This window comes from Actinospineispora spinosispora DSM 44797 (assembly GCF_000429025.1).
GTDB classification, from domain to species: Bacteria; Actinomycetota; Actinomycetes; order Mycobacteriales; family Pseudonocardiaceae; genus Pseudonocardia; species Pseudonocardia spinosispora.
In genome coordinates, this window is record NZ_AUBB01000006.1 from 367,875 (window position 1) to 388,046 (window position 20,172).

A 20,172-nucleotide genomic window follows, 5' to 3' on the forward strand; every position below is an offset into this window, starting at 1 on the left:
AGCTAGTGCGGCGAACGCTCGTGGTCAACGCACTAACGAGCCGCTTCGCGTAGCCGCTGGGAGATGACCGTGGTGATGCCGTCACCGCGCATGCTGACGCCGTAGAGGGCGTCGGCGACCTCCATGGTCGGCTTCTGGTGGGTGATGATGACCAGCTGCGACGTCTGGCGCAGCTCTTCGAGGAGGCCGATCAGCCTGCGCAGGTTGGTGTCGTCCAGCGCCGCCTCGATCTCGTCCATGACGTAGAACGGGGACGGGCGGGCCCGGAAGATCGCCACCAGCATGGCGACGGCGGTCAGCGACTTCTCGCCACCGGACAGCAGCGACAGCCGCTTGATCTTCTTGCCCGGCGGACGGGCTTCGACCTCGACACCGGTGGTCAGCAGGTCGTCGGGGTCGGTCAGGATCAGCTTGCCCTCGCCGCCGGGGAACAGGGTGGCGAACACGATCTCGAACTCACGCGCCACGTCGGTGAACGCCGCCGCGAACACCTCGAGGATCTTCTCGTCCACCTCGCGTACGACGATGAGCAGGTCGCGCCGGGTCGCCTTGAGGTCTTCCAGCTGGGTGGACAGGAACTTGTAGCGTTCCTCCAGCGCCGCGAACTCCTCCAGCGCGAGCGGGTTGACCTTGCCGAGCTGGTTGAGGTCGCGTTGTGCGCGCTGGGCGCGGCGTTCCTGGGCGGCGCGTTCGTAGGGCATCGACGGCGGCGCGACGACGTCCTCACCGCGTTCCTTCGCCGCTTCGTACTCGGCCAGCTCCCCCGGTCCGGGAGGTACGTCCTGGTCGGGGCCGTACTCGCTGACCAGCTCTTCGAGCCCCATGCCGAAGTCGGAGGCGATCCTGGTCTCCAGCTGTTCGACACGCAGCCGGGACTGGGCGCGCAGGACCTCGTCGCGGTGCACGGTGTCGGTGAGCCGTTCCAGCTCGGCGGCGAGACGGCCGACCTGGGCCTTGACCTCACCGACGGCGACCTCACCGGAGTCCCGCGCCGCCTTGGCCGACTCACGTTCGGCGGCCGCGGTCTCCAGCGACAGCTCGATGTGGGTCAGCGCGGTCTCCCCCGCCGCGCGCACGGCTTCGGCGATCGCCGCTCCCCGTTCCCTGGAGGCACGCGCGGCGGCCACCCGTTCCCTGGCGGCGCGCTCGGAGCTGGCCTGGCGGCGCAGCGACTCGGCCCGGCCGGCGATCGCACGGGCCCGTTCCTCCGCGGTGCGCAGCGCGAGGCGGGCTTCCATCTCGTGACCGCGCGCCTCGCTCAGCGCCTCGGCGGCTTCCTCCCGAATCTCGGTGTCCGGTTCGTCCTCGGTGGGTTCGTCCTGGGCCGCTTCGAGCCGCTGCTCGGCGTCCTCCAGGGCACCGAGCGCCTCGATCCGGCTGGTCTCGACGTCGTCGCGCTGACGTTGCAGCCGCTCGGCCTCCGCGCTCGCCGAACGGACCGCCTGGTCGGCGCGCCCGAGCCGTTGCGCGACGGCGGTCCGGCGGGCGTCGGCGGCGCTCTGTGCCTCCTGCGCCGCCTCCACGTCCGCGAGCCGGGCCGCCTCCTCGGCGCGCGCGCCGTCCAGCACCGCGCGCAGCCGTTCGAGCTGGGCGTCCGCGCGTTCGGACGCCTCGGAGGCCTCGTCGATCGCGGCCTGGACCTCGATGGCGCTCTGGTTGTTGGTCGACCCGCCCAGCGCCCATCCGGCGCCGAACAGGTCGCCGTCCCTGGTCACCGCGCGCACCGACGGTCGTTCGGCCATCATCGCGGCCACCGCACGTTCGGCGGCCTCGACATCGGGGACGACCACGACGTCGACGAGGGCACGCCGCAGCGCGGACCGCAGCTCCGCCGGCGCGTCGACCAGCTCGTCGGCCCACCGGGCATCGCTCGGCAGCGGCGGACGTCCCTGCTCGGGCCCGGTGTCGGCACCACCGACGACGATGCCGACGCGCCCCGCGCTGTCGTTCTTGAGCAGGTTCAACGCCTCGACGGCGTCGCCGGACGACGCCATCGCCACGCCTTCGGCGAGACCGCCGAGAGCGGCGGCCAGCGCGGCTTCGGCGCCGGGCTCGACCGTGACGAGACCGGCGAGCGAACCACGCAGACCCGGCAGCCGGTCCTTCGCGGCGAGGACGGCGGCAGCACCGTCCTTGCGCTTCAGCCCGAGCGACAGCGCTTCGACGCGTCCCTTCCAGTGCGCCCGGTCGCGTTCCAGCGCCCGTTCCTCGGCGACCAGGTTCGCGACCCGCTTCTTGGCATCCTCGTGGGCATCGACGGCGCCGCGCCCCCGGTGGTCCAGGCCCTCCTGGCCTTCCGGCCCGTCCTCCAGGGCGCCGTAGTCGGCCTGCAGCACGGACAGCTCGGCCTCGGCCGACTCGGTGCGGGCGCGCGCCTCGGCCAGGGCGGCGGACAGCCGCTCGATCTCCTCGGCGGTCGCGGCGGACTTGCTGCGCAGCGCCTCCGCCCGGCCGGCGAGGGTTGCGAGGCCCGCTTTCCGGTCGGCGACGGCCCGTACGGCCGCAAGGTGCGCGCGCTCGGCGTCGGCAAGGGCCCGCTCGTACGCGGCCACGCTCTCGACGGTCTCGTTCAACGCACGCCGGGCCTCGACCACCTCGGAGACGAGCTGGTCCTCCTGCTCGGCGATCGTCTCGGCCTCGGCCTCCAGCTCGTCGGGGTCCCGACCGCTGCCGCCCGCCTCGACCGGCTCGGACAGGTGTCTGCCGCGCTCGGCGGCGAGCCGGACGGTCCCGCGCAGCCGTTCCTGCAGCGAGGACAGCCGGTACCAGGTCTCCTGCGCGCTGGTCAGCGCCGGCTGGGCGGCCGCGAGCTCGGCCTCCCGTCTGGCCAGCTCTTCACGCCCGGCGACGAGCAGCTCCTCGATCTCGGCACGCCGTGCCCTGGCGACCGCTTCGTCCGCCTCTTCCTTGGCCAGCCCGTCGCGCAGCGTGACCAGGTCGTCGGCGGCGAGACGCAGCCGCGAGTCCCGCAGCTCAGACTGCACCGTCTGGGCCCGTCTGGCGATCTCGGCCTGCTTGCCCAACGGCTTCAGCTGACGGCGCAGCTCACCGGTGAGGTCGGTCAGCCGGGTCAGGTTGGTCTGCATCGCGTCGAGCTTGCGCAGCGCCTTCTCTTTGCGCTTGCGGTGCTTGAGGACACCGGCGGCTTCCTCGACGAACGCCCGCCGGTCCTCCGGCTTCGCCGACAGGATCGCTTCGAGCTGCCCCTGTCCGACGACGACGTGCATCTCGCGGCCGATACCGGAGTCGGACAGCAGCTCCTGGATGTCGAGCAGCCGGCAGGTGTTCCCGTTGATCTCGTACTCGCCCGCGCCGTCCCGGAACATGCGCCGGGTGATCGAGACCTCGGAGTAGTCGATCGGCAGCGCGCCGTCGGTGTTGTCGATGGTCAGCGTGACCTCGGCCCGCCCGAGCGGCGGCCGACCGGCGGTCCCGGCGAAGATGACGTCTTCCATCTTGCCGCCGCGCAGCGCCTTCGCGCCCTGCTCACCGAGCACCCAGGTGATCGCGTCGACCACGTTGGACTTGCCGGAGCCGTTCGGCCCGACCACACACGTGATGCCCGGTTCGAGGCGCATTTCAGTTGCCGATGCGAAGGACTTGAAGCCCTTCATCGTCAGGCGTTTGAGATGCACGTCGCGGCCCCTCGAGATGTCTGTTTGGCCGCTCGGCCCCCGCGTCCTGTCAGACGAACTGCCTGAGGGTACTTGGGCGGCTCAGCGCTCGATGAACGACGTCGGTTTACCGGTCGCCTCGCTCCAGCGTTCGACCACCTGGTCGACATGTCCCGGGGTCTCGCCACCACGCAATGCGGCGAGCAGGGACTCACACGCCTCACGAGTACCCTCCGCTACCACCTCGACGCGTCCGTCACGCAGGTTCGAGGCACTACCGACAAGATCCAGCTCCAGCGCCCTGGATCGCGTCCACCAGCGAAAACCAACCCCCTGGACACGACCGTGGACCCATGCTGTCAGCCGAATGGCTCTATCGTCGCGCACGCTCCGCAGTCTGCTACTTTCACCCGCTGTGACCAAACCAGGGCCTCGATTAGTTCCCCTGCTGGCCGGAACCGGCTGCGGGGCCCTCGTCGCGGTCCTGATCGCCACGATCGGAGCGTCGGGTGCCGCGCCGGATCCGTCCGTCGCCCAGGACCAGTCCCAGTCGGTCGCCCTCGCCAGTCCCGCGCCCGCCGCGGGCCCGTTGCCCGGTACGGCGTTCCAGCCCGCGCCGCAGACCCAGCCGGCGCCGCAGGTGCAGCCGGCTCCCGCGTTGCCCCTGATCCCGGCGCCGCCCCCTCCGCCTCGTCCGAAGCCGCCCGACTCGCCCCAGGCGTCCGGGCAGGTGGGCGCGGTGCTGGCGTTGACGAACGCGCAGCGGGCGCGCGCGGGCTGCAAGCCGTTGCGGATGGACTCGCGGTTGAACAAGGCGGCCCAGCGACACAGCGCCGACATGGCGAGCGCCGGCTACTTCAGCCATGACGCGCCTGGCGGGGGTAACTACGAGACCCGGGAGATCGCCGCGGGTTATTCGGCGGACAAGACCGGTGGCGAGAACATCGCTCGTGGTCAGAAGGACGCCAAGACGGTCATGCGCGACTGGATGGGGTCGCCGCCACACCGCAAGAACATCCTGAACTGCCGGTTCACCACGATCGGGGTCGGGTATGTGGCCGACGGCCACTACTGGACCCAGAACTTCGGGTACTGAGGGGTTCATCCCTCCGTCTGGTGCACTCGTATCCCCGCTGGCTCGTCAGTGTGCTTGGCGTGGCGGGCCGGCCTCAACCCCCGGCTGACGCCGGCCTCGCGCAGGCTCCTGGTTGCACGGGCTCGGGGGCGAGGTTTCAGGGTTGACCCCGACCCGCCACGCCAAGTGCCGGCCAGTATCGCGGGGGAAGGGGAAGCCCTGCGGCGCTTGGGTTGGTCACGGCTGCGCCGCGCCCCCCACGGTCTCCGGGTGCACCGCGCTTCGTTGTGTGCACGTGCCCGGTGCGCCCGAGGTCACCCCACCAGTCACACGCGTAACACCCGGAGCGACTTCGCAGAGGCTCATGTCGCGTCGCACATGTTCCAACATCTGCGACGCAACACGTAGCTCTGCGAGGCGTGACAAAAGTGATCACAGAGACTCCTGGGACTACGCGCAACGCGCGAGGGCGCAGCCCGATGCGCAAAGAAAGCGCCATCGGCCCGCCACCACCTACGGCATGCACGCACACCTGCCCCATCCCCGCGATCCTGGCTAAGCACTTGGCGTGGCCGCCCGCTGTCAACCCTGAAACCTCGCCCCCGAACCCGCGCAACCAGGAACCCGCGCGAGGCCGGCGCCAGCCGGGGGTTGAGAGCGGGCGGCCACGCCAAGCACACTGAAAGCCAGCGGGGATGCACCTGCCTGGCCAGGAACGAGAAGCCAGCGGGGATGCCCCCGAGGTCACTTCTCGAACCGATACCCCATCCCCGGCTCCGTGATCAAGTGCCGAGGCCGAGCAGGATCCGGCTCCAGCTTCCGCCGCAACTGCGCCAGATACACCCGCAGGTAGTTGGTCTCCTTGCTGTAAGCAGGCCCCCACACCTCCCGAAGCAGCTGCTTCTGCCCGACCAACTTCCCCTCATTACGAACCAGCTGCTCCAGAATCCCCCACTCGGTAGGCGTCAGATGCACCTCGCTATCCCCCCGGATCACACGTTTGGCAGCAAGATCCACCGTGAAGGTCGACGAGGAGACAACAGGATCCCCATCCACCTGACCAACGGTCGCCCGACGCACAGCAGCACGAAGCCGGGCGAGAAGCTCCGCCATCCCGAACGGCTTAGTGACGTAGTCGTCGGCACCCGCGTCCAACGCGTCGACCTTGTCCGTCGAGTCGGTGCGAGCGGACAGCACCACGATCGGCACCTGGGTCCAGCCGCGGAGCCCCGCGATGACCTCCGTGCCGTCCAGGTCGGGCAGGCCCAGGTCGAGGACCACGACGTCGGGCTGGCCGTCGGCCGCCGCGCGCAGCGCTCCGGCTCCGTCCACGGCGGTCAGCACCTGGTAGCCGCGCGCCGTGAGGTTGATCCGCAACGCACGCAGGATCTGGGCGTCGTCGTCGACCACCAGCACCTTGGTCACGCCAGCACCTCCGCTTCGGCAGCAGGCAGGGAGACGACCACGGTGAGCCCGCCCCCTGGAGTGTCCTCGGCGGTCAGCGTGCCACCCATCGCCTCGGTGAAGCCGCGCGCCACACTGAGCCCGAGCCCGACGCCGCTGGTCGTGTCCCGGTCGCCCAGGCGTTGGAACGGGGTGAACAGGGCCGCTCCCTTGGGCACTCCGGGCCCGGAGTCGACGATCCGCAGCTCCACCCGGTCGGCGTGCGCGCTCGCCCGGACCGCGACCCGGGCGCCTCGACCGTGCCGCAGCGCGTTGTCGACGACATTCGCCACCACCCGTTCCAGGAGCCCCTCATCGGCCAGGACCCACGGCAGGGACTCGTCGATCTCGACCGTCACGCGCGCGGAACCCTCGACACCGGCCAGCGCGAGCGCCACGACCTCGTCGTAGCCGACCCTGCCGGTCCTCGGTACGACCGCGCCGGCGGCCAGACGGGAGGAGTCCAGGAGGTTGTCCACCAGGGCGGTGAGCCGGTCGGCGGACTCCTCGACCGTGGCCAGCAGCTCGGTCCGGTCTGAGTCGGTCAGCGCCAGCTCGGCGTCGCGCAGGCTGCCGGCCGCCGCTTTGATCGAGGTCAGCGGTGTGCGCAGGTCGTGGCCGACGGCGGACAGCAGAGCCGACCGCAGCTCGGCACCCTCGACCCTGCGGCGCGCATCGGCGGTCTCGGCCGCCATGCGCTGGCTGCGCAGCGCCAGCAGGGCCTGGCCGCCGACGACTTCCAGTACCCGCCGGTCCCCTGCCGCGAGTGTGCGCCCCTGGCCGATCAGGTGGACGTCGTCGTCGACCTCGACGTCCACCTCGGCGTCCTCGGGACGCAGACAGTCCGGGGAACCGATGCACGCCACGTACTGCCAGTCGCGCGACTCCGGGCTGCGTTCGAGCACCGCGACCGAACGCAGCCCGAACGCCTCGCTGACCTTCTCCAGCAGCCGGGGAAGCGGATCGACCCTGGTCAAGACCGTTCGGGCGAACGAAGCGAGCAGCGCGGCCTCGGTGCGGGCCCGCGCCGCCTGCTCGGCTCGACGGGCGGCCCGGTCCACCACCAGGGCCACCGCCACCGCGACGACGACCATCGCCACCAGCGTGATGGCGTTCTCCCGCTCCGCGATCGTGAACGTGTGGATCGGCGGCGTCAGCCAGTAGTTGAGCAGCAGGCCGCCGAGGATCGCCGCGACCAGCGCCGGGCCGAGACCACCGACCAGCGCGACGACGACGGTCGCCAGGAAGAACAGTACGACGTCGGTGGACAGCCCGGCGAACCGCGAGGCGAACACCCCGACGCAGGTCGCCGCCACCGGCGCGAGGACCGACAGCGCCCACCCGACGGTGCGTCTGCTGCTCGGCAGCGCACTGCTGATCCTGCGCAGACCGGGCCCGGCACCCGCGTTCGGGTGGGTGACCATGTGGACGTCGATCGCGCCGGACTCCTGGACCACGCTGGCCCCGATGCCCGGGTTGAACAGGCGCGCCCACCGCGAGCGGCTGGACGTCCCGAGCACGAGCTGGGTGGCGTTGGCGCCCCTGGCGAAGTCCAGCAGGGCCGCCGGCACGTCCTCCCCGCCGACCACTGTGTGGAAGGACGCGCCGACGTCGTCGGCGAGCCTGCGCAGCGCGACCAGCGCCTGCGGCGGCGCACCGGCGAGGCCGTCGCTGCGCAGGACGTGCACACACAGCAGGTCCGCTCCCCCGGCGGCGCCACCGGCGCGTTTGGCGATCCGGGCCGCACGACGCAGCACCGTCTCGCTCTCCGGGCCGCCGGTCACCGCGACGACGACCCGCTCCCTGGCCTCCCAGACCTCGGTGATGCGCTGCTCGGCGCGATGACGTTGCAGCGCGACGTCCACCTCGTCGGCCACCCACAACAGTGCCAGCTCACGCAACGCCACCAGGTTGACCGGCTTGAAGTAGTTGGACAGCGCCGCGTCCACCCGTTCCGGCGGGTAGATGTTGCCGTGCGCCATGCGTCGGCGCAGCGCCTCGGGCGTGATGTCGACCAGTTCGATCTGTTCCGCGCCGCGCACCCACTCGTCCGGGACGGTCTCCCGCTGCCTCACCCCGGTGATCGTCTCGACGACGTCGTTGAGCGACTCCAGGTGCTGCACGTTGACCGTGGACAACACGTCGATACCGGCGGCGAGCAGCTCGTCGATGTCCTGGTGGCGCTTCGCGTTGCGTGAGCCGGGCGCGTTGCTGTGGGCCAGCTCGTCGACCAGCACCAGCTCGGGCGCCCTGGCCAGCACGGCCTCGACGTCGAGCTCGGTCAGCTGGGTGCCCCGGTGGCTGGTGTGCCGCCGGGGCATGACCTCCAGACCGTCGAGCAAGGCCTCGGTCTTGGGCCGGCCGTGGGTCTCCACGATGCCGACGACGACGTCGGCGCCGCGTTCACGGCGCCGGCGACCTTCACCGAGCATCGCGAACGTCTTGCCGACGCCCGGCGCGGAGCCGAGATAGATGCGCAGCTCTCCGCGCCGGGCCTTGTTACCGCTCACGTAGCTGTTCTTACCCTCGTGCCTTGGCGATGGCGAGGTTCAGCTCGGTGACGTTCACCCCGGGGTCTCCGAAGATGCCCAGGGTGCGCCCGTCGGTGTTCTGCTCGATCAGGTCCTTGACCTTGTCCACCGGCAGCCCGGTCACCCGGGCGACCCGGGTGGCCTGCAGCTGCGCGTAGTCCGGGCTGATGTCCGGGTCCAGCCCGGAGCCCGAGGCGGTCACCGCGTCCGACGGCACCTGAGCAGGTGCGACACCTTCGCGCGCCGCGATCAGGTCGCGGCGCTGGGCCACCGCGGCCACCAGATCCTTGTTGAACGCGCTCTTGTTCGACGGCGCCGAGGTGGACGGGTCACCGGGGCCCAGTACGTCCTTCGCGGTCGCGGACGGGCGGGTGTGGAAGTACGGGTCGGCGGCCGGGTTCGCCGGGACCGGGTCGATCCCGATCCTCGACGACCCCACCGCGGCACCGTGCTGGGTGATGATCGAGCCCTCGGCCTTGCCCGCGAGCCCTGGCAGGTGTGCGACACCCCAGACGACCAGCGGGTACACCACGCCGAGCAGCACGGTGAACACCACGATCGCGCGTAACCCGGCGATGCTCTGCCGGTACAGCATGGTCACTGTGGTCATGGCGTGCTCAGCCCATCCCCGGCAGCAGCCGGACGAGTAGATCGATGACGAAGATTCCGACGAACGGCGTGACGATCCCGCCGAGGCCGTAGACCAGCAGGTTCCGTCGCAGCAACGCCGCGGCGCTGGACGGGCGGAACCGGACGCCGCGCAGCGCCAGCGGGATCAGCGCCACGATGATCAGCGCGTTGAAGATCACCGCGGACAGGATCGCCGACTGCGGGCTGTGCAACTGCATGATGTTGAGCTTGTTCAGCTGCGGGTAGGCGACCACGAACATCGCCGGGATGATGGCGAAGTACTTCGCCACGTCGTTGGCCACCGAGAACGTGGTCAGGCCGCCCCGGGTGATCAGCATCTGCTTGCCGATCTCGACGATCTCGATCAGCTTCGTCGGGTCCGAGTCGAGGTCGACCATGTTGCCGGCCTCCTTCGCGGCCGACGTGCCGGTGTTCATCGCCACGCCGACGTCGGCCTGGGCCAGCGCGGGCGCGTCGTTGGTGCCGTCGCCGGTCATCGCGACGAGCCGTCCGCCCTCCTGCTCTCGGCGCATCAGCTCCATCTTGTCCTCGGGCGTGGCCTCGGCGACGTAGTCGTCGACACCCGCGTCTCGGGCGATCGCCTTGGCCGTCTTCGGGTTGTCGCCGGTGATCATGACGGTGCGGATGCCCATCGCGCGCAGCTCGGCGAACCGCTCCGCCATCAGCGGTTTCACCACGTCGGACAGCCGGATCACGCCGAGCACCCGGGCACCCCGGTCGCCGATCTCGGCGACCACGAGCGGAGTGCCACCCTGCTCGCTGATCTCGTCGACGATCGCCTCGACCTCACCGGACACCTCGCCCCGGTGCTCACGCACCCAGGCGATGACCGACGCGGTCGCACCCTTGCGCACCTGCCTGCCGTGGACGTCGGCACCGGACATGCGGGTCTGCGCGGTGAACGGGACGAACTCGGCCACCGCCTCCTGTGCACTGGCCTCAGCCGCGAGCCCGTGCTCGGTGGCACACAGCTCGACGATGCTGCGCCCTTCCGGTGTCTGGTCGGCGAGGCTGGACAGCCGGGATGCCTCGGCCAGCGCGGCGATGTCCACACCGGACACCGGGACCAGCGCGGTCGCCCGGCGGTTGCCGTAGGTGATCGTGCCGGTCTTGTCCAGGAGCAGCGTGTCCACGTCACCGGCGGCCTCGACCGCGCGACCGGACTTGGCCAGCACGTTGCGCTGCACCAGCCGGTCCATCCCGGCGATGCCGATCGCGGACAGCAGCGCGCCGATCGTCGTCGGGATCAGGCAGACCAGCAGCGCGGCCAGCACGATCAGCGACTGTGGGGCGCCCGCGTAGGCCGCCATCGGCTGCAGCGCCACGACGGTCAGCAGGAAGATGATGGTCAGCGCGGCGAGCAGGATCGTCAGCGCGATCTCGTTGGGCGTCTTCTGCCGTTGCGCGCCCTCGACCAGCGCGATCATCCGGTCGACGAACGACTCCCCCGGCTTCGTGGTGATCTCCACGATGATCCGGTCGGACAGTACGGTCGTCCCGCCGGTCACCGCGGAACGGTCACCGCCCGACTCGCGCACGACCGGAGCGGACTCGCCGGTGATCGCGGACTCGTCGACCGTGGCGATGCCCTCGACGATGTCGCCGTCACCCGGGATCACCTCACCGGTCTCGACGACGACGCGGTCGCCGATCCGCAGCTCGGTGCCGGGAACCTCCTCGACGTCGCCGTGCGCGGTCAGCCGACGGGCCACGGTGTCGGTCTTGGTCCGGCGCAACGACTCCGCCTGCGCCTTTCCGCGGCCTTCCGCGACCGCTTCGGCGAGGTTGGCGAACACGACGGTCAGCCACAACCACACCGCGATCCAGATGGCGAACATGGTCGGCGCGGCGATCGCCTGGACGGTGACCACGACCGAACCGACCCAGACCACGAACATGACCGGGTTGCGCAGCTGGGTGCGTGGGTCGAGCTTGCGCAGTGCCTGGGGCAGCGCGGTGACGAGCTGGCGGGGACTGAACGCGCCGGCGGCGACACCCCGGCCGGTGCGTTCCGCGTGCAGCCGCTGCGCCTCGTCGGGCGTTCGCGGCTCGTGTTCCTGGGTAGCCGCGTTCTGATGGGTCACAGTCATGCGAGTGCCTCCGCAATGGGACCGAGCCCGAGGGCCGGGAAGAAGGTGAGAGCGGCGACGACGACCACGGTGCCGGTCACGAGAACGGCGAACAGGGCGCCGTCGGTGGGCAACGTGCCCGCGCTGGGTTCGACGCGGCGTTGCTGCGCGAGTGATCCGGCCAGTGCCAGCACCGCGAGGATCGGCACGAACCGGCCGAACAACATCGCCATACCGATCGTGGATTGGAAGAAGTCGCTGGTCACGGTCAGGCCGCCGAACGCGCTGCCGTTGTTGTTCGAGCCGGACGCGTAGGCGTAGAGCACCTCGGAGAACCCGTGTGCGCCGTCGTTGCCCATGGCCGAGCCGGTGGAGGGCAGCGCGATGGCGAGCCCGGTCAGCAGCAGGACCAGCGTCGGCATCACCAGGATCGAGATCGCGGCGGCGGTCACCTCGCGGCGGCCGAGCTTCTTGCCCAGGTACTCGGGGGTGCGTCCGACCATCAGGCCGGCGAGGAACACCGCGATGATCGCCAGCACCAGGATTCCGTAGAGCCCGGTGCCGACACCGCCGGGCGCGACCTCACCGAACAGCATGTTCAGCAGCGTGACGCCGCCGCCGAGCCCGGTGAGGCTGTCGTGCGCGCCGTCGACGGCACCGGTCGAGGTGCCGGTCGTGGTCACCGCGAACAATGCGGTCGACGGGATCCCGAACTGGACCTCCTTGCCCTCCATGGTGCTGCCGGCGAGCAGCGCGGCCGGTCCGTTCGGGTGGGACTCGGCCCACCACATGACCGCCAGCAGACCGCCCCACAGCACGCCCATGACCGAGAGCAGCACGGTGCCCTGGCGGGTGTTGCGCACCATGACGCCGAACGTGCGGGTCAGGCACACCGGGATGAGCAGGATCAGGAAGATCTCCAGCAGGTTCGAGCCGCCGTTGGGGTTCTCGAACGGGTGCGCGGAGTTGGCGTTGAAGATGCCACCGCCGTTGGTGCCGAGCTCCTTGATCGTCTCCTGGGACGCGGCCGGCGCCAGCGCGATCGTGTGGTGCGCGCCGTCGATGCCGACGACGTCGACACCGGAGCGCAGGCTCATCGACGCGCCGAGCGCCACCAGCACGATGGCCGCGACGAACGCGATGGGTAGCAGCACCCGGACCGTCGAGCGGGTCACGTCGACCCACACGTTGCCGAGCCGGTCGGTGCGGGCCCGGACGAAACCGCGGATCAGCGCGGCGGCCACCGCCATGCCGACCGCGGCCGAGATGAAGTTCTGCACGGTCAGACCGGCCATCTGCACGGTGTGCCCGAGCGTCGTCTCCGGCACGTAGGACTGCCAGTTCGTGTTGGTCACGAACGAGACGGCGGTGTTGAACGCCATCGAGGGCGGAACCGTGTCGCCGTCGACCCCTCGGCCGAAGCCGAGTGGCAGCAGCGGTTGCAGCCGTTGCAACAGGTAGAGCAGCACGAACGAGGCGAACGACAGGCCCAGAACGCCCGCGCCGTACACGGTCCAGCGCTGCTCGGTGCTCGGGTCGACCCGGCACAGCCGGTAGATCCAGCGCTCCACCCGCCAGTGGCGGTCCGAGCTGAACACTCGTGCCATGTAGTTGCCGAGCGGCACGTATGCGGCTGCCAGGAGCAGCACGAGGACGCCGACCTGGATCAGGCCGGCTGCAAAGGATGACATCAGAAGCGCTCCGGTCGAATCAGCGCGACACACAAATAGACGAGCAGCAGCAGGGCGACGACGCCGCCGGCGATGTTCGCGATCACAATCGCTCCAGCCCTCGCAGCACCAGTGCAAGCACTGCGAAGCCGCCGATCAGCAGCAGCACGTAGGCCAGGTCGGCCATCACTCACTCTCCGTCACGTCAGCCGGGAAACTCTCCGGACGTTCGGAAGCGTGCGCTCCAATGGGGCAGCGCGAGTGGCGTGATTGCGCGGCCTTGACGGCCGGTCCTGGCGCTTTGACGCGTCCTTAGCGCCCTGGTGAGCCCAACCACACGGTCGAGTTACCGCCATCCCGGCGAACGTGGCCCTCGGCCGGCTCGGGCCCGGTGGCCAGCGCGCGCACCAGGAGCGCCACGACGCTCGCGGCGAAACCGACGCTCAGTAACAGGTGCAGCGCGAACTCGCTGTTGTCGTCCATGCTGAGGACGCCGAACCGGTTGTCCAGGAAACCGGTGTAGAGCGCCCAGCACTGGGCCGCGCCGATCACCGCGCCGGGCACCGTCGTCATGGCACCCACCGACACGGCCACGACCGCCAGCAGCACCAGACCGATGTCCGGACCGGTGAGGGCGCCGAGGCAGGTCGCGACGATGCCCCAGCCGAATCCCAGCCCGCTTCCGCTCAACCCGGTGGTGCGTGGGAGTCGCCACGTCAACTCGCCGGGGCCGGTTCGGATTCGGTCGGTGGTGATCATCGGGGCGGTCATCGGTGGGCTCACCAACATCACATGTCACCTCAGCTCGCGCGAAGACGTCCAGGGTCCTCGCATGGCGAACGGGCGGCGTCCGATTTCGCGCGCTACTGACGATCCACCCGAATCCTTGATGCTTTCTTAACGCGAGCTGTGAGCGCACTCATTCCGCCCCGAAGGGCCACTTACCGGCAGATCGGCCCGTATTGATGAATCGTTGAATACAACACGCCAGGTCAACGGGGTCGTTTGCTAAATCGAACGGCCGGTTTGTGCAGTAAACTTGATGTCATGTCACCCGCGACGGAGGCAGGTCGCCGAGCACCCAGGCGTACGCAGGAGCAGCGCAGCACCGAGATGCGCCGCCGCATCCTGGACGCGACCGTGCAGTGCCTGCAGGACTTCGGCTACGTCGGAACGACCACGGTACGGGTCGTCGAGCTCGCCGGGGTGACCCGAGGCGCGCTGGCGCATCACTTCGCGTCGAAGGCCGACATGGTGGCGGCGGCTGTCGGGCACATCGCGGCATCCCGCACGCCCGACCTGTTCACCAAGCTCCAGAAGGCGCAGGAGACGGACGATCCGATCGACGCCGGTCTGGACCTGCTCTGGTCGGCACATCAGGGACCGATCTTCATCGCGGTGGTCGAGCTGTGGGTCGCCGCCCGCACCGATCCGGACCTGCAGCGCCAGGTCGCCATGTTGGAGCAGGCGACGACCGCGATGATCGTCGAGCTGGCCAAGGCCCTGTTCGGCGCTGAGGCCGGCCGCCCCGCGGTCCGCCATGCGATCTACACGGCGATGGACGCGGTCCGGGGCATCCTGCTCACGAGGATCGCCTCGCCGCAGTCGTCCCGGGAACCTGAGGCCCGCTGGCGCCGGGCCAAGGCCGACCTGCGCGTCCTGTTCGAACACGCCCTCGCCTGAGCCCGCTCCTGTCCACCCCACCCGCGAGTCGCGCCCCTCAGCACCGCGAGTCGGGCGCTACAGCCCACTGAGTCGGGCGCTCCGGCACCTCGTCGCGTGCTGAAATCCCCGACTCGGCGTGCTGAGAACCCCGACTCGCGGGATCGTCGTACAGGCGGTGGACCTCGGAGTGATAGCGCTCGGCGATGACCCGGCGCTTCAGTTTCACCGTGGGGGTGAGCTCGCCCGTCGTGCTGCCCCACAGGTGGTCCAGCACGATCCAGCCACGGACCTGCTCCGCCCCGACCAGCCGGCGGTTGCCTGCCTCGACCGCCCGCGCGGCCTCGGCCTGGACCTCCGGGTGTGCCACGGCTTCATCGGGTGTGGCCGCCGGGATGCCCCGGTTCGCGCACCAGTCCTGCCAACCGAACGGGTCGAGAGTCAGCAGCGCGACCAGGTAGGGGCGGTTGTCGCCGGACACGTACACCGGGCCGAGCAGGTCGGAGGCACCGGACAGGGCCAGCTCGACGTTCACCGGCGAGATGTTCCTGCCCTCCGAACTGATGATCATCTCTTTCTTGCGCCCGGTGATCCTCAGGTACCCGTCGGAGTCGAGCTCACCGAGGTCACCGGTGTGCAGCCAGCCATCGGGGTCGATCGCCTCGGCGGTCGCCTCCGGCCGGTTCAGGTAGCCCGGCGTGATGTTCGGCCCTCTGGCGAGGATCTCACCGTCGTCGCCGATCCGCAGCTCCATGCCGGGCAACGGGGTGCCCACGGTACCCGGACGCGGCACGCCGAGCGGGCTCGACGTGAGCACCGCACTCGTCTCGGTCATGCCGTACGTCTCGGCGATGGTGATCCCGATGCCCGTGAAGAACGCCAGTACCTCGGTGGACAGTGGCGCCGACCCGCTCGCCGCCATGACGAGCCGGTCCATTCCCAGAGCGGCCCGGATTCGTCCGAACACCAGGCGGTCCAGCACCGGATGCCCCAGCCGGGTGCGCAGGTCCGGTGCTCGCCGTGCCAGCGTCGCGCGTCCACTCGTGTCCGCCACCTGGAGAGCGATGCGGCCCAGCGCGCGCGTGACCGGGCTCGGATCACTCTGCGCGCGCTGCCTGATCGTGCTGTGGATCCTCTCCCAGACCCGGGGCACTCCCAGGAAGAAATGCGGCCGGACCGCCGGAAGCATCTCCCGCAGTTGTCCGAGGTCTCTCACGTAGGTGACGGTCGCCGCCTGCCGGCAGGCGAGATAGTGGCTGAACATGCGCTCGGCCACGTGCGCGAGCGGAACGTAGGACAGCCCCGAGCAGCCAGGCCCCGGCAGCGGACGACCGGCCTCCTCGGCGCGCGCAACGACCCCGTCCATCACGAACCGCACTCCCGCGTGCGTGATGATGGTGCCCTTCGGCTGACCGGTGGTCCCGGAGGTGTAGACGATCGTGATCGGGTTGTCCGGGAGGACGGACGCCGTGGCCGTGTCCACCTCGACGCCGCGTTCCTCGAGCGCCGCGGTGTCGACGAGCCGATCGAACCGCAGCACGCCCGAGGGCGGATCGTCCTCGTCGAGCACGATCAGGTGGCGCAGGTCGGGCAGAACGCCCCGGATGCTGAGCCACAGCGGTAGCTGGTCGGCGTCGACGATCGCGACGACCGCCGCAAGGTCCTTCGCCAGGTATGCAAGATGCTCGGCCGCCAGGGTGGTGTGGAGGCTGGCAGGTACGGCACCGGCGTACAGCGCACCGACGTCGGAGTGCACGTGTTCGGCCCGGTTCACCATGTGCAGGCCGACGACCTCACCCGGCTCGACCCCGAGATCGAGCAGGGCGAGCGCGATGGCACGGGCCCGCCGCCGGTAGCCCGACCAGCTCAGCGACTCGTCCCCGTCGATCGTGGCGATCAGGTCCGGATGCTCCGCCGCGTTGCGGTCGATCAGGTCCAGCAGCGTTCCCGCGCCGGTCATCGCGTCGTCACGCCAGGAGGCCCTTCGCTATGTGGGTGACCTGAATCTCGTTGCTGCCAGCGTAGATCATCAGCGACTTCGCGTCCCTGGCCAGCTGCTCGACCCGGTACTCGGCCATGTAGCCGTTGCCGCCGAACAGCTGCACCGCCTCCATCGCCACCTCGGTCGCCGCCTCCGAGGAGTACAGCTTCATCGCGGACGCCTCGGCCAGTGAGATCGTCTTGCCAGCACGCTGTTTCTCGATGCCCGCGAACACCATGTTCTGCACGTTGATCCGGGCGATCTCCATCTTCGCCAGCTTCAGCTGGATCAGCTGGAAGCGGCCGATCTCCTGGCCCCACAGCTTCCGCGTCTTCGCGTAGTCCACGCACAGCCGGTGACACTCGTTGATGATGCCCAGAGCCAGGGACGCGACGCCGATGCGTTCCACGGTGAACCCGGACCGCACCTCGTCCTTGCTGTCCCCGACCTCGACGCTCGGTTCCGTCTCGCCGAGCAGCCGGTCGCGGCCGAGCCGGACGTTGTCGAAGAACAGCTCACCCGTCGGCGAGGACATCATGCCCATCTTCTTGAACGCCTTGCCCTGGGTGAGGCCAGGCATGCCCTTGTCCAGCACGAACGTCAGCACCTTGCGGTCGCGTTTCTCACCGGCGCCGCCGTCGTCGAGCTTGGCGAACACGACGATCACGTCGGCGTCGGGACCGTTCGTGATGAAGGTCTTCTGTCCGTTGAGCAGGTAGTCGTCACCGTCGCGGCGCACGTAGGACTTCATCCCGCCGAACGCGTCGGAACCGGAGTCCGGCTCGGTGATCGCCCACGCGCCCACGTGCTCGAAGGTGGCCAGCTTGGGCAGCCACCGTTCCTTCTGCGCAAGCGTTCCCTTCGACCTGATCGTCGCGGCGGTGAGCCCGAGGCTGACGCCGATCGAGGCGATGATCCCGAGGCTGACCCCGGCGAGCTCGCTGGCCAGCAGCGCCATCATCGACTCCTGGCCGTTGCTCGACGAGCCCTGTTTCTCCGCTCGGAGTTCACCTGCTTCCTTGGCCCGTTGTTTCGCCAGCATCTTCTCCGTGGCCTGTGCGGCCATCGTGTCGATGCCGAACGCGGCGAACAGCTTGCGGATGATGTCGTAGGGCGGAAGCTCACCGCTCTCGAGCTGGTCGAGGTGCGGGCGGATCTCCTTGTCCACGAAGTCCCGGATCGCCTGGCGGATCATCAGGTCGGTATCGGACCACTCGATCATGGCGTCACACCCATTCGGCCAGGCGGGCGTCGACGTCGTCGATCGTCCACGGTTGTTCGGACTCGGTGCTGTCCGCGACGGTCCACCCTTGCAGCTTCTGGATGGAACCGCCCTGTACGGCGAACACCTGCCCGGTGTGCGGGCACTTCTCCCCTGCCAGATACGCGACCAGCGGGGCGATGTTGGCCGGCGAGAACATGTCGAACTCACCGTCCTCGACCTCCTGGGCGAAGATCGCGCCCATGCCGGGTGTGGCCAGCGTGAGCCGGGTGCGCGCGATCGGCGCGATCGCGTTGACCCGCACGCCGTACCGTTCCAGCTCCTCCGCGGCGACCAGGGTCAGCGCGGCGATCCCTGCTTTCGCGGCGCCGTAGTTGGCCTGGCCGGCGTTCGGCAGCGTCACCCCGGACGCGGAGCAGGTGTTGATCACCGAGGCGCTCGGTTGTTCACCGGCCTTGGACCGGGCCTTCCAGTGGGCGGCCGCGTGGTGCAGCACCGCCGCGTGTCCCTTGAGATGCACCGTGATGACCGAGTCCCACTGCGCTTCCTCGATCCCGGCGAGGAACGCATCACGCAGGATGCCCGCGTTGTTCACCACCACGTCGAGCCGGCCGAACTCCCCGACCGCCTGCTCGACCAGCGCTTTCGCGCCCGCCCAGGTCGACACGTCGTCCGTGTTGGCGACCGCCGTCCCGCCCACGGCACGGATCTCCGCCGCGACCTGTTCGGCTGGTCCGGCGTCGGCGCCCTCGCCGTCGTTGCCTCCGCCGAGGTCGTTGACGACGACCTCGGCGCCCTCGGCGGCGAACAGCAACGCGTGTTCCCGCCCGATGCCTCGGCCGGCCCCGGTGATGACCGCGACGCGTCCGTCCAGTGTCCCCATGTTCAACAGTTCCTTCCCGGAGAACCCGTGAGTGCCGCGGCCGCCTATGACCGGCCGCGGCACTCACGGGTGTCAGTCGGCGATCTCGGCCAGGCCGTCCTTGATCACTACGGTGTCGCCGACCTTCGTCTCGAAGCAGTAGGTGGTGATGCCACCGGTGGAGCTCCCGCGCCAGATCGTCGTGGTGATGTCCTGACCGGGCAGCACCGGCTTGGCGAACCGCACCGCGAGCCTGCGCAGCCGCGACACGTCAGACCCGCCGACCTCGGTGAGCACACCCCACGCGGTGAACGCCTGCATGCACAGACCGTGCGCGATGATTCCCGGCAGTCCGGAGTCGCGGGCCACCTCGTCGTCGAGATGGATCGGCATCGGGTCACCGGCGGCGGGCCCGTAGCGGTAGGTCTGGTCGTCGTCGACGTGCTGGGTGATCGCGGCGACCGGCGCCTGCTCACGCAGCGACTCGTCGAACCGGTGGTCCGGCGCCAGCGTGCCGACCGCGTCGCCGTTGTCGAAGCCCCGGACGAACAGGGTCACGTGCTGCTCGTTGACCAGCACTCCGTCCTGGTCGCGGCACTCCAGATGGACACAGGCCGCGGTCCCGTTCGGCTGACCGCGCCAGCCGGTCATGGCCGCTCTGGACAGCAGTACGTCACCGGGCCGGATCGGTCGGTGGAACCGGAAGTCCTGCTCACCGTGCAGCATCCGGCCGAACAGATGTAACGGCACCACCTCGAGCGCGGGCTCCATCAGCGCCTGGAACACCGGGACGATCGCGAACACCGGGTTGGCGGCGTCCCCCGCGCGATGCGCGGGGATGGGATCGTTGGTGGCCTCGGCGTAGGCGACCATCCGTTCGCGGGTGACCTCGAAGCTCGTCTCCTCGGTCCAGACGTCCAGCCCGCTCTTGTCGAACCTCGGCTCCTCGCTCATCCGAGGAGCTCGGCGAACTTCTCCAGGGACGTGTCCAGGTTCTTCTTGCCGTCCTTCTCGACGGCCTTGCCGAGCGCTCCGACGATCATCTGACCCTCGAACGTGGCGTCGATGGTCGCGGTCGACCCCCCGTTGCCGTCGGACGCGACCGACAGTCCGAAGCTCACCTTCACCCCGGCCATGCCGGTGCCGGAGATGAGCAGCCTGTTCGGGGCGTCGAACTCGTCGACGGTCCAGGTGATCGTGTTGGGCATGCCCAGCATCGTGACCACCTCGGCGGCCTGTGCACCCTTGCTGAACCGCTCGGGCACGTCACCCTTCCACTTGGTGTGGATGGTGAGCCACTTCTCGAAGTTGTTCGGGTTGGAGAACTCGTCCCACACCTTCTCCGGCGTGGCGGCGATGTCGACCGACGAGGCGATCTTGCCCATGCGAGGG

At 69.8% G+C, this 20,172-nt stretch carries 16 protein-coding genes; 2 read left to right on the plus strand and 14 right to left on the minus strand.

Annotation, left to right across the window (positions count from 1 at the left end):
• Positions 1 to 32: 32 nt before the first annotated feature.
• Together smc and G406_RS0101870 are read right to left on the minus strand one after the other, a co-directional pair.
• Positions 33 to 3,635: a chromosome segregation protein SMC gene (gene smc, locus G406_RS0101865; protein WP_028932471.1), complete on the minus strand. Its 3,603-nt coding sequence runs from the start codon at positions 3,633 to 3,635 to the stop codon at positions 33 to 35.
• Between the two features lie 81 nt (positions 3,636 to 3,716).
• Positions 3,717 to 4,001, minus strand: a complete 285-nt coding sequence (locus G406_RS0101870) for an acylphosphatase (protein ID WP_037074641.1) — start codon at positions 3,999 to 4,001, stop codon at positions 3,717 to 3,719.
• A gap of 28 nt (positions 4,002 to 4,029) precedes the next feature.
• Between G406_RS0101870 and G406_RS59270 the strand changes: the two genes are divergently transcribed.
• Positions 4,030 to 4,710 carry a CAP domain-containing protein gene (locus G406_RS59270; RefSeq protein ID WP_051341319.1) on the plus strand — a complete coding sequence of 227 codons (681 nt, stop codon included), beginning with the start codon at positions 4,030 to 4,032 and terminating at the stop codon, positions 4,708 to 4,710.
• A gap of 723 nt (positions 4,711 to 5,433) precedes the next feature.
• On the opposite strand, the gene G406_RS0101880 is transcribed toward G406_RS59270, so the two are convergent.
• The 7 genes from G406_RS0101880 to G406_RS0101915 form a co-directional block, all read right to left on the minus strand.
• Positions 5,434 to 6,114 carry a response regulator gene (locus G406_RS0101880; protein WP_028932473.1) on the minus strand — a complete coding sequence of 227 codons (681 nt, stop codon included), beginning with the start codon at positions 6,112 to 6,114 and terminating at the stop codon, positions 5,434 to 5,436.
• Positions 6,111 to 8,642, minus strand: coding sequence for a sensor histidine kinase (locus G406_RS0101885; protein WP_028932474.1), 2,532 nt, complete (start codon positions 8,640 to 8,642; stop codon positions 6,111 to 6,113). The genes G406_RS0101880 and G406_RS0101885 overlap by 4 nt, the downstream gene beginning before the upstream one ends.
• Positions 8,643 to 8,652: 10 nt before the next feature.
• A complete protein-coding gene (kdpC, locus tag G406_RS0101890; RefSeq protein WP_037074643.1) occupies positions 8,653 to 9,273 on the minus strand; it encodes a K(+)-transporting ATPase subunit C in 621 nt (206 codons plus the stop codon).
• A gap of 7 nt (positions 9,274 to 9,280) precedes the next feature.
• Entirely contained in the window at positions 9,281 to 11,404 is a 2,124-nt protein-coding gene (kdpB, locus tag G406_RS0101895) for a potassium-transporting ATPase subunit KdpB (RefSeq protein ID WP_028932476.1), read from the minus strand.
• Positions 11,401 to 13,074: a potassium-transporting ATPase subunit KdpA gene (kdpA, locus tag G406_RS0101900; protein ID WP_028932477.1), complete on the minus strand. Its 1,674-nt coding sequence runs from the start codon at positions 13,072 to 13,074 to the stop codon at positions 11,401 to 11,403. Before kdpA ends, kdpB begins: the two co-directional genes overlap by 4 nt.
• Positions 13,074 to 13,247: a K(+)-transporting ATPase subunit F gene (kdpF, locus tag G406_RS59605; protein WP_084215703.1), complete on the minus strand. Its 174-nt coding sequence runs from the start codon at positions 13,245 to 13,247 to the stop codon at positions 13,074 to 13,076. Before kdpF ends, kdpA begins: the two co-directional genes overlap by 1 nt.
• 118 nt (positions 13,248 to 13,365) lie before the next feature.
• The gene (locus G406_RS0101915) at positions 13,366 to 13,824 is read right to left on the minus strand and encodes a hypothetical protein (RefSeq protein ID WP_037074646.1); all 459 of its coding nucleotides are present in this window, start codon (positions 13,822 to 13,824) and stop codon (positions 13,366 to 13,368) included.
• Positions 13,825 to 14,100: 276 nt separating this feature from the next.
• Between G406_RS0101915 and G406_RS0101920 the strand changes: the two genes are divergently transcribed.
• Complete coding sequence (locus tag G406_RS0101920; RefSeq protein WP_245606977.1) at positions 14,101 to 14,736, plus strand: TetR/AcrR family transcriptional regulator; 636 nt, start codon at positions 14,101 to 14,103, stop codon at positions 14,734 to 14,736.
• 37 nt (positions 14,737 to 14,773) lie between these two features.
• Here the strand turns inward: G406_RS0101920 and G406_RS44110 are convergent, their stop codons facing one another.
• From G406_RS44110 to G406_RS0101945, 5 genes are all read right to left on the minus strand, one after another.
• Positions 14,774 to 16,675 (minus strand): AMP-dependent synthetase/ligase, encoded by a 1,902-nt coding sequence (locus G406_RS44110; protein ID WP_051341321.1) that lies wholly within the window; start codon positions 16,673 to 16,675, stop codon positions 14,774 to 14,776.
• Between the two features lie 7 nt (positions 16,676 to 16,682).
• A complete protein-coding gene (locus G406_RS0101930) occupies positions 16,683 to 17,918 on the minus strand; it encodes an acyl-CoA dehydrogenase family protein (protein ID WP_028932480.1) in 1,236 nt (411 codons plus the stop codon).
• A 4-nt stretch (positions 17,919 to 17,922) separates the two neighbouring features.
• A complete protein-coding gene (locus tag G406_RS0101935) occupies positions 17,923 to 18,801 on the minus strand; it encodes an SDR family oxidoreductase (RefSeq protein ID WP_028932481.1) in 879 nt (292 codons plus the stop codon).
• Positions 18,802 to 18,873: 72 nt separating this feature from the next.
• The gene (locus G406_RS0101940) at positions 18,874 to 19,734 is read right to left on the minus strand and encodes a MaoC/PaaZ C-terminal domain-containing protein (RefSeq protein ID WP_028932482.1); all 861 of its coding nucleotides are present in this window, start codon (positions 19,732 to 19,734) and stop codon (positions 18,874 to 18,876) included.
• Positions 19,731 to 20,165, minus strand: coding sequence for a type II toxin-antitoxin system Rv0910 family toxin (locus G406_RS0101945; protein WP_028932483.1), 435 nt, complete (start codon positions 20,163 to 20,165; stop codon positions 19,731 to 19,733). Before G406_RS0101945 ends, G406_RS0101940 begins: the two co-directional genes overlap by 4 nt.
• Between the last annotated feature and the right edge of the window lie 7 nt (positions 20,166 to 20,172).